A 7723-nucleotide genomic window follows, 5' to 3' on the forward strand; every position below is an offset into this window, starting at 1 on the left:
TAATGAAGGTATAATTATTCCCGAAGGGGTGTCCCATGCTACACAAACAAGGTTTTACACTCATGGAAATGCTAGCGACCATTTTGATTATCGGGGTGTTAGCAGCTATTGCCGTACCCGAATACAAAACAGCCGTCTTAAACAGCCGCTTGAGCACCGTGATGTCCAACGTAAAAACGATTGCAAACAGCTTGGAACTTTACCACTTATCTATGAACGGATACCCCGACAACGGCCTTTCTAATTTAGATATAGGCATCAACGGTTGCACTGTTTCTGACGGTGCGTACACGTGTGCTAAAGGTACCGTATATTCTTTTGGTATCAGCCCCACGGAAAAACCCGTCGGCGGCTTTTTAGGCAACAAACAAGGGTTGGCCTATATCCAATACCTAAAGGAAGAACCCACTTTCACCAAACGCAACCAGCGGGAATGTTGGGCTGATTCCGCCAACGAATTAGCCAACCGCGTGTGTTTAAACTTGGAGGGTGTACAACAAGGCACGGCCACGTGGCGCAGCGACCCCGCATTAGATCACACAACCGCTATTTGGAACGTATATATTCTGCCGTAGCAATTTCTTAACGCAGCATGACTGCACATTTCATTTTAAGGGAAGGGTGGCCGAGTGGTTTAAGGCGTCAGTCTTGAAAACTGATGTAGGGGCAACTCTACCGAGGGTTCGAATCCCTCCCCTTCCGAAAAAATTTAGCCCCCTTGCGGGGCTTAATTTTTTGGAAGGTGGCAGCGGCATAAACTGCTTTATGCCGCGTAGGGATGAGAAAGCCGCAGACATATCCGAGTTTGAGTGCCAACGGCACGAAAGGCGAGGATGGCGAGGCGGGGTCGCAAGCGGCGCACGTCAGTAAGCCGACTTGTGACCGAATCCCTCCTCTTCCGAAAATAAAAACCTCGTTTTTGCGGGGTCTTTGATTTTTTACAAAATAACACGAAGTCCCCCTCGCAAAACATAACATCATAAGCAAACAGAGGTCCTAGGCCTCATGCCCGTCCCGGCAAGGGGGGTTGACAAATCAAAAAAAAAAAACAAAAATAAAGGGACGGAAAAAATGACAAAAAAACAGTAAGGAGAAATTTATGGAAAGAAAAAATAAAGCCGTTAATAAAAATAAATGTCATTCCGTACTTGATACGGAATCTCACCGCTCTCTAAAACAACAACAAGGTGAGATCCTGAATCAGGTTCAGGATGACGTCTCTAATTGTTATAACAACGCATTTACGCTTATTGAATTATTAGTGGTTGTACTTATCATCGGTATTTTGGCGGCGGTGGCCGTGCCACAATATCAAGCTGCTGTACAAAAGTCTCGTTTTGCCACTTACCGTACGTTAGCAAATAGTATTGCTAAAGCAGTGGTCTCTTATCATTTAGCAAATGGCTCTTGGCCAAATTCGTTTGATGTATTGGATGTAGATTTACCGGCCGGTATGACTATTACCCAAGGATTAAACGGTCAGTGCGGGCATACGGATAATTTATTTTGCTGTCTTTCTAAACCCGTTCCTTCTTCAACGTATGGCTCTATTGCATGTGGAGACAACGCACATTATTCTTTAATATACAGATACATATTCGCATTAGATAACGGTACTCTTTTTAATAGAGCGAGCTGCCAAGTAAAACCCGCTCAAACCAAAATTTGTAAATCATTAGGGGCAAGAACTTGGAACAACTCCAATACAAAATTTGTTACCCCAAATGCAATTATAAAAAGTGGATATGATGAATATTATTTTTGACAAAACCGGCGGACAAATTTTTCGTCCGCCGGTTTCACTAAAAACACATCACGCCACTTTACTCTTCTTCTTCGTTGGCGCGTTCGGTGCGTTTGCGCAGTAAGTGTGATAAGATTTTCTTGCGTAAGCGGATGGATTTAGGCGTAATTTCAGCCAGTTCGTCCGGCGCGATATATTCTACCGCTTGTTCCAAGCTCATGGTGCGCGGCGGCGTGAGCACATAGGACTCGTCGCTGGCCTTACTTCTCATATTGCTTAAATGTTTGGCTTTGCACGGGTTGACTACCAAATCGTTAGAGCGCGAATTTTGCCCCACAATTTCCCCCGCATACACTTTCACGCCGGGGCCCAAAAAGAGCTCCCCGTTATCTTCTAATGCAAAGAGCGCGTATGGGGTTGTTTCGCCGTCTTCTTTGGCAATTAACACGCCGTTGCGGCGCAAGTCGGGTAGATTTACTTTCGGGAAATAGCCCTTAAAACTGTGGTGCATAATACCCGTACCGCGGGTGCTGGTTAAAAATTCGTTTTTAAAACCGAGCAACGCACGTGACGGAATAAGATATTCCAACCGCAAGCGTTCTTCACCCTCAGACACCATATTTTCCAGTTTGGCCGCGCGCGTACCTAAAATGGTAAATACCGCACCTTGAAATTCGGAGCGAATATCCAACACCAAATACTCCATCGGCTCTAAAATTTGTCCGTTTTCTTCTTTATAAATCACTTCGGGGGAAGATACGGCGAGCTCAAAACCCTCGCGACGCATATTTTCAATTAAAATAGTCAGGTGCAATTCTCCGCGCCCGTATACTTTAAATTTCCCCTCGCCCTCTAACTGTTCCACTTTTAAGCCGACGTTGGTTTGTGCTTCTTTTTCCAAACGGTTTTTGAGGTGGCGGCTCGTTACAAATTTGCCTTCTTTGCCGGAGAACGGGCTGTCGTTGACCATAAAGTCCATAGACATGGTGGGCTCGTCAATCGTCAGCGGCGGGAGTGCGTTTAGCGCGTCGGGGCGGCAGAGCGTATCGCCCACATCTACACCTTCTAACCCGGCGATAGAAACGATATCCCCGGCAGAGGCACTTTCCACTTCTACCTTACCGAGCCCCAAAAAGCGTTCAATTTTGGCGGCTTTGGCTTGCGTAACAGATCCGTCGTTATGGATGAGCGCGACGGTTTGGCCTTTGGTAATTTTTCCCGCCAAAATACGCCCGATACCAACGTGTCCCAAAAAGTTGTTGTAGTCCAACATCGTTACTTGCATTTGCAAAGGCGCATCGGGGCGCGCTTCGGGCGCGGGGACGTGCGACAAAATGGTGTCTAAAATCGGGGCAATGTCTTTACCTTGTTCTTCCATTTTTAAGCTCGCCCAACCGGCGCGGCCGGAGGCGTAAATAATCGGAAAATCTAATTGCTCATCGGTAGCTCCGAGTTCCATAAAGAGGTTAAATACTTCGTCTACGACTTCGCTGGGGCGGACGTGTTCGCGGTCCATTTTATTGATGACTACAATGGGCTTTAAGCCAAGCGCTAATGCTTTACGCAACACAAAGCGCGTTTGCGGCATGGGGCCTTCCACGGCGTCTACCATTAAGATAGCACCGTCTACCATGCGCAGTACGCGCTCTACTTCACTGCCGAAGTCGGCGTGGCCGGGCGTGTCAACAATGTTAATCGTATGGCCTTTGTAGCCGATAGAGGTACACTTTGCCAAAATCGTAATACCGCGTTCGCGCTCCAACGGGTTGGAGTCTAAAACGGTATCTTGCGCTTCGTCCTCTTTTACTTTAAATTCTCCGGCGAATTTTAACAAAGAATCTACTACGGTCGTCTTACCGTGGTCCACGTGGGCGATGATAGCCACGTTGCGTACGTCTTGGCGGGTGTTGCTCATAATAAGTTAATTTTTCCTCAGTAAATTTCCACAAAAAACCCCGCACACGCGGGTTTGCAAAAAGCCCAAGGGCTTGCAAGTATTGTGATTATTTATATTTTAGTATTTTTTGAGACACCGCGCTTGAATTTCCGCTTTTCGCCCCAGAGCGAAATTTCTTATAATAATTGTATGCAACGATTATTAGAAATGATAGGCGTGTTGGCTGTTCTGTATGCCGTGTATGCGCTGACGATAGCTAAGTGGGATTATTCTTCCCCCCAAAAACGCGCCGAACGTAAAAACGAGCTTAAAACAGAAGGTCTGTCCACCCGTTTTTATTTTATGCATCCGCGTACACAACTGGTACTTACGCTTATTAGCGGCGGGTTGTTTACATTTTATTGGTTATTTAAACAATGGGGGCAAGTGTTACGCGGCTTTAAACGCTTAGACGGCACCCCTTTAAAAGGAAACGCTTTTTTGCGCACCTTGGGCGGGTGGTGGACATTTTTTACACTAGCCGGACTTATCAACCGCACGTGCGAATATATGCACAAACCGACCTCGTGGCCGGCGTGGCTGTGGGGTATTTTGTGGTTGGGCGGGCTTGCGCTGACGTTCTGCCCGGTAGCGGTGGGTTGGCGTATCGGCGGATATTTAGTGTGGTGTGTAGCCCCGTCGGTATTTCAAGCGCGCATTAACACATTATCCAGCGAAAAAGTACCTGCGTTTCCGCGCGTGTTGGAAATTATAATTGCCCTGCTTGGCACATCGTGCGTGGTGGGCTTAATAGCCGCGTGGCGCGTGTGGGTAAAATAAAATTAAGTCCTCTCAAACCATTTTATAGACCGTCAAAACGACGGTCTTTTTTTTGCAACAAAGTCCATACCGTATAAGAGCGCGGTAAAAGCAAACAGAGGTCCTATGCCTTTGGCGGCCCGCAGGGTCCCGTGTGGGAGTCCCCGGCAAGGGGGTTGACAAATCAAAAAAAAAAACGATAATAAAGGGACAGTAAAAATATAAAGGAGCAAACAACATGAAAAACGTAAAAGCGTTTACACTGATTGAACTGTTAGTCGTTGTACTTATTATCGGTATTTTGGCGGCGGTAGCGTTGCCGCAATACCAACTGGCGGTAAATAAAACCCGCGTCATGGGAATTGTTACTTTTATGCGTGCGATAGATAACGCCCAACAAGTATATAAAATTGCCAACGGAAATTATGCTGAAAACTTTGATGAATTAGATATAGACATCCCCGCCGGAGCCGATTTTGACGGAACATTTGCCCGCTTTAATGATTGGCGATGTTATATTTGGTTAGGCACCTCTCTTTCCTGTTCCGGCCATCCGCAAGCCCCTTCTATTGAAAAGTACTTCGCTTATGAGAACTGGGTTTGTCGCGGACAAAAAGATTTGGCTAAAAAAACGTGTCAATCGTTACATCCCACGGAAAACAGTCAAGACAATGACGGAAATGGAATAAGCTACAAGTTTTATCTCGGCCAGTAGTTCATACAACCGCCGTTACATGACACCGCCCCAAGAATAATATTGTAGAAGTTTATATGATTTTTCAAATTCGCTCCAAGTTGCGCGGGCAAGTTGGGCGCATAGGCGTGCCTGAATGGCACGTCAAGCCCAAGGGACGCGCAAATTGGCAGAATTTGGAAAATTGTTTATCGGGAACACGACACAAGGGCGCAACGATTAGTTGCGCCCTTGTGCGTGCTTATAGAAGTTAACAACAGCCGTTCTTATTTGGCTTGGGAAACGGCTACGGCAAGCGCCACCGTCGCGCCTACCATCGGGTTATTGCCCATACCGATCAGTCCCATCATTTCCACGTGAGCCGGCACAGAAGACGAACCCGCAAATTGCGCGTCGCTGTGCATGCGGCCCATGGTGTCGGTCATACCGTAGGAGGCAGGGCCGGCGGCCATATTGTCCGGGTGTAAGGTGCGGCCTGTACCGCCGCCGGACGCCACGGAGAAATATTTTTTACCGTTTTCGGTCGCCCATTTTTTGTACGTACCGGCAACGGGGTGTTGAAAGCGGGTCGGGTTGGTGGAGTTTCCGGTAATGGATACGTCCACGCCTTCGTGGCGCATAATGGCTACGCCTTCGTTCACGTCATCAGCTCCGTAGCATTTTACTTTGGCACGGTCGCCTTCGGAAAACGCTTTTTCGCTGACGATTTTGAGTTCGCCCGTTTTGTAGTTATATTCGGTTTCCACAGATGTAAAACCGTTAATGCGCGAAATAATATATGCCGCATCTTTACCTAAACCGTTTAAAATAACGCGCAACGGCTCTTTGCGTACTTTGTTAGCGGTGCGGGCAATACCGATAGCCCCTTCCGCCGCGGCAAAACTTTCATGCCCGGCTAAAAAGCAGAAGCACTTGGTTTCCTCGCGAAGTAACATGGCCCCCAAGTTACCGTGGCCCAAACCTACGGCACGTTGGTCAGCTACCGAGCCGGGGATACAGAAACTTTGCAAGCCCACGCCGATTTGTTCAGCCGCTTCGGCCGCCGTTTTTACGCCTTTTTTAAAAGCAATCGCCGCACCGACGGTGTACGCCCAGACGGCGTTTTCAAACGCGATGGGTTGAATGCCTTTTACAATGGCTTCCACATCTACGCCTTTTTTGGTGCAGATTTCTTTGGCTTCTTCCAACGATTTAATACCGTTTTCTTTAAGTACGGCATTGATTTTATCAATTCTTCTTTCGTATCCTTCAAACGTAATCATAGTGTTTTCTCCTCGGGCTTACTCTTTGCGGGGGTCAATAACTTTGACGGCTTCGTCAAAGCGGCCGTATTTGCTGATGTTTTTCTCGTAGGCCGTTTTGGGATCTTCGCCTTTTTTAATAGCGTCCATCATTTTGCCCAAGTTGACAAATTGATAACCGATGATTTCTCCGTTTTTGTCCAAACCGATTTTGAGTACATACCCCTCGGCCATTTCCAAATAGCGCGGCCCTTTGGCTTCGGTGCCGTACATCGTGCCGATTTGGCTGCGGTGGCCTTTCCCTAAATCTTCCAAGCCCGCACCAATGGCCAGTCCGTCATCGGAAAACGCACTTTGCGTGCGGCCGTAAACAATTTGCAAGAAAAGTTCGCGCATAGCGGTGTTGATAGCGTCGCAAACGAGGTCGGAATTTAACGCTTCCAAAATCGTTTTGCCGGGCAAGATTTCCGCGGCCATAGCAGCCGAGTGGGTCATGCCGGAGCAACCCAACGTTTCCACTAACGCTTCTTTAATTACGCCGTTTTTGACGTTTAAAGACAGTTTGCACGCACCTTGTTGCGGGGCGCACCAACCGATCCCGTGGGTAAAACCGCTCACGTCGGAAATTTGTTTAGATTTGACCCATTTTCCTTCTTCGGGAATCGGGGCCGGGTCGTGCTTTGCGCCTTTGCAGACACAGCACATATTCTGTACTTCTGTGGTACATTTTTCGCAGCTCATGAATTTCTCCTAATTGAAAATAAAACTGTCACTATATTTTAGCAAATTAGAAGACGCGGAAAAGGTCTTTTTACGGAAACACCCACGTATTACTGATTTGTTGATTCATATCCGCACCCAAGTGTTTACAGTATGGCTTGGCAACAGACTCCGAACCAGTAGAAGCCGGATATCCACAAAACCGATATTCCCCTGCACTCCACGCACCGAACGATAAACGGAGCCCCAGCGAGTACTTAATATTTTTCTCCGTCGCACTCACGGCACCTTGCGAAATAGAAAAATTATAATAATTGCTTTCCCCGACATCAATATCTAAATCTGCGATGTCGGTGGCATATTCTCCCGTAGCCATATATCGCGCCTCTTGCGCTTGTTTTAAAGTGCGAAGAACGGCCCAAGCTTCGGCCGCACGTGATTTTTCCACCGCCCATTTATATTGCGGCACCGCCACCGCCGCTAATATGCCGATGATTAACACAACTACTAATAACTCAATAAGCGTAAACGCTTGTTTGTTTTTCATACAACCTCCTTTGTTTCATTTAATAAAATGTAGCAAAAAAAAAAACGATGTCAAGCCCCCCTTGCCGGGGGCAGGCGTGAGG

8 protein-coding genes and 1 tRNA gene are annotated in these 7723 nt (G+C 47.3%); 5 read left to right on the top strand and 4 right to left on the bottom strand.

The window, feature by feature from the left end; all coding sequences use genetic code 11:
- Positions 1 to 35 precede the first annotated feature (35 nt).
- The 3 genes from ACQY2W_RS05540 (at position 36) to ACQY2W_RS05550 (ending at position 1765) form a co-directional block, all read left to right on the top strand.
- The gene (locus ACQY2W_RS05540) at positions 36 to 575 is read left to right on the top strand and encodes a type IV pilin protein (protein ID WP_428050195.1); all 540 of its coding nucleotides are present in this window, start codon (positions 36 to 38) and stop codon (positions 573 to 575) included.
- A 40-nt stretch (positions 576 to 615) separates the two neighbouring features.
- Positions 616 to 702 (top strand) — tRNA-Ser (locus ACQY2W_RS05545).
- 397 nt (positions 703 to 1099) lie between these two features.
- Positions 1100 to 1765, top strand: a complete 666-nt coding sequence (locus ACQY2W_RS05550; RefSeq protein ID WP_428050197.1) for a type IV pilin protein — start codon at positions 1100 to 1102, stop codon at positions 1763 to 1765.
- A 58-nt stretch (positions 1766 to 1823) separates the two neighbouring features.
- Here the strand turns inward: ACQY2W_RS05550 and typA are convergent, their stop codons facing one another.
- Complete coding sequence (gene typA, locus ACQY2W_RS05555; protein WP_428050199.1) at positions 1824 to 3659, bottom strand: translational GTPase TypA; 1836 nt, start codon at positions 3657 to 3659, stop codon at positions 1824 to 1826.
- Positions 3660 to 3830: 171 nt separating this feature from the next.
- Here typA and ACQY2W_RS05560 point away from each other — a divergent pair, with 171 nt between their 5' ends.
- Positions 3831 to 4460, top strand: coding sequence for a hypothetical protein (locus ACQY2W_RS05560; RefSeq protein ID WP_428050201.1), 630 nt, complete (start codon positions 3831 to 3833; stop codon positions 4458 to 4460).
- 217 nt (positions 4461 to 4677) lie between these two features.
- Positions 4678 to 5154: a type IV pilin protein gene (locus ACQY2W_RS05565; RefSeq protein ID WP_428050203.1), complete on the top strand. Its 477-nt coding sequence runs from the start codon at positions 4678 to 4680 to the stop codon at positions 5152 to 5154.
- A 245-nt stretch (positions 5155 to 5399) separates the two neighbouring features.
- On the opposite strand, the gene ACQY2W_RS05570 is transcribed toward ACQY2W_RS05565, so the two are convergent.
- From ACQY2W_RS05570 to ACQY2W_RS05580, 3 genes are all read right to left on the bottom strand, one after another.
- The gene (locus ACQY2W_RS05570) at positions 5400 to 6395 is read right to left on the bottom strand and encodes a GGGtGRT protein (protein ID WP_428050205.1); all 996 of its coding nucleotides are present in this window, start codon (positions 6393 to 6395) and stop codon (positions 5400 to 5402) included.
- Positions 6396 to 6413: 18 nt separating this feature from the next.
- Complete coding sequence (locus ACQY2W_RS05575; RefSeq protein ID WP_428050207.1) at positions 6414 to 7115, bottom strand: iron-sulfur cluster assembly scaffold protein; 702 nt, start codon at positions 7113 to 7115, stop codon at positions 6414 to 6416.
- Between the two features lie 70 nt (positions 7116 to 7185).
- Positions 7186 to 7641, bottom strand: coding sequence for a type IV pilin protein (locus ACQY2W_RS05580; RefSeq protein ID WP_428050209.1), 456 nt, complete (start codon positions 7639 to 7641; stop codon positions 7186 to 7188).
- Positions 7642 to 7723: the final 82 nt, after the last annotated feature.

Source organism: Candidatus Avelusimicrobium caledoniensis, assembly GCF_902756455.1.
Taxonomy (GTDB): Bacteria; Elusimicrobiota; Elusimicrobia; order Elusimicrobiales; family Elusimicrobiaceae; genus Avelusimicrobium; species Avelusimicrobium caledoniense.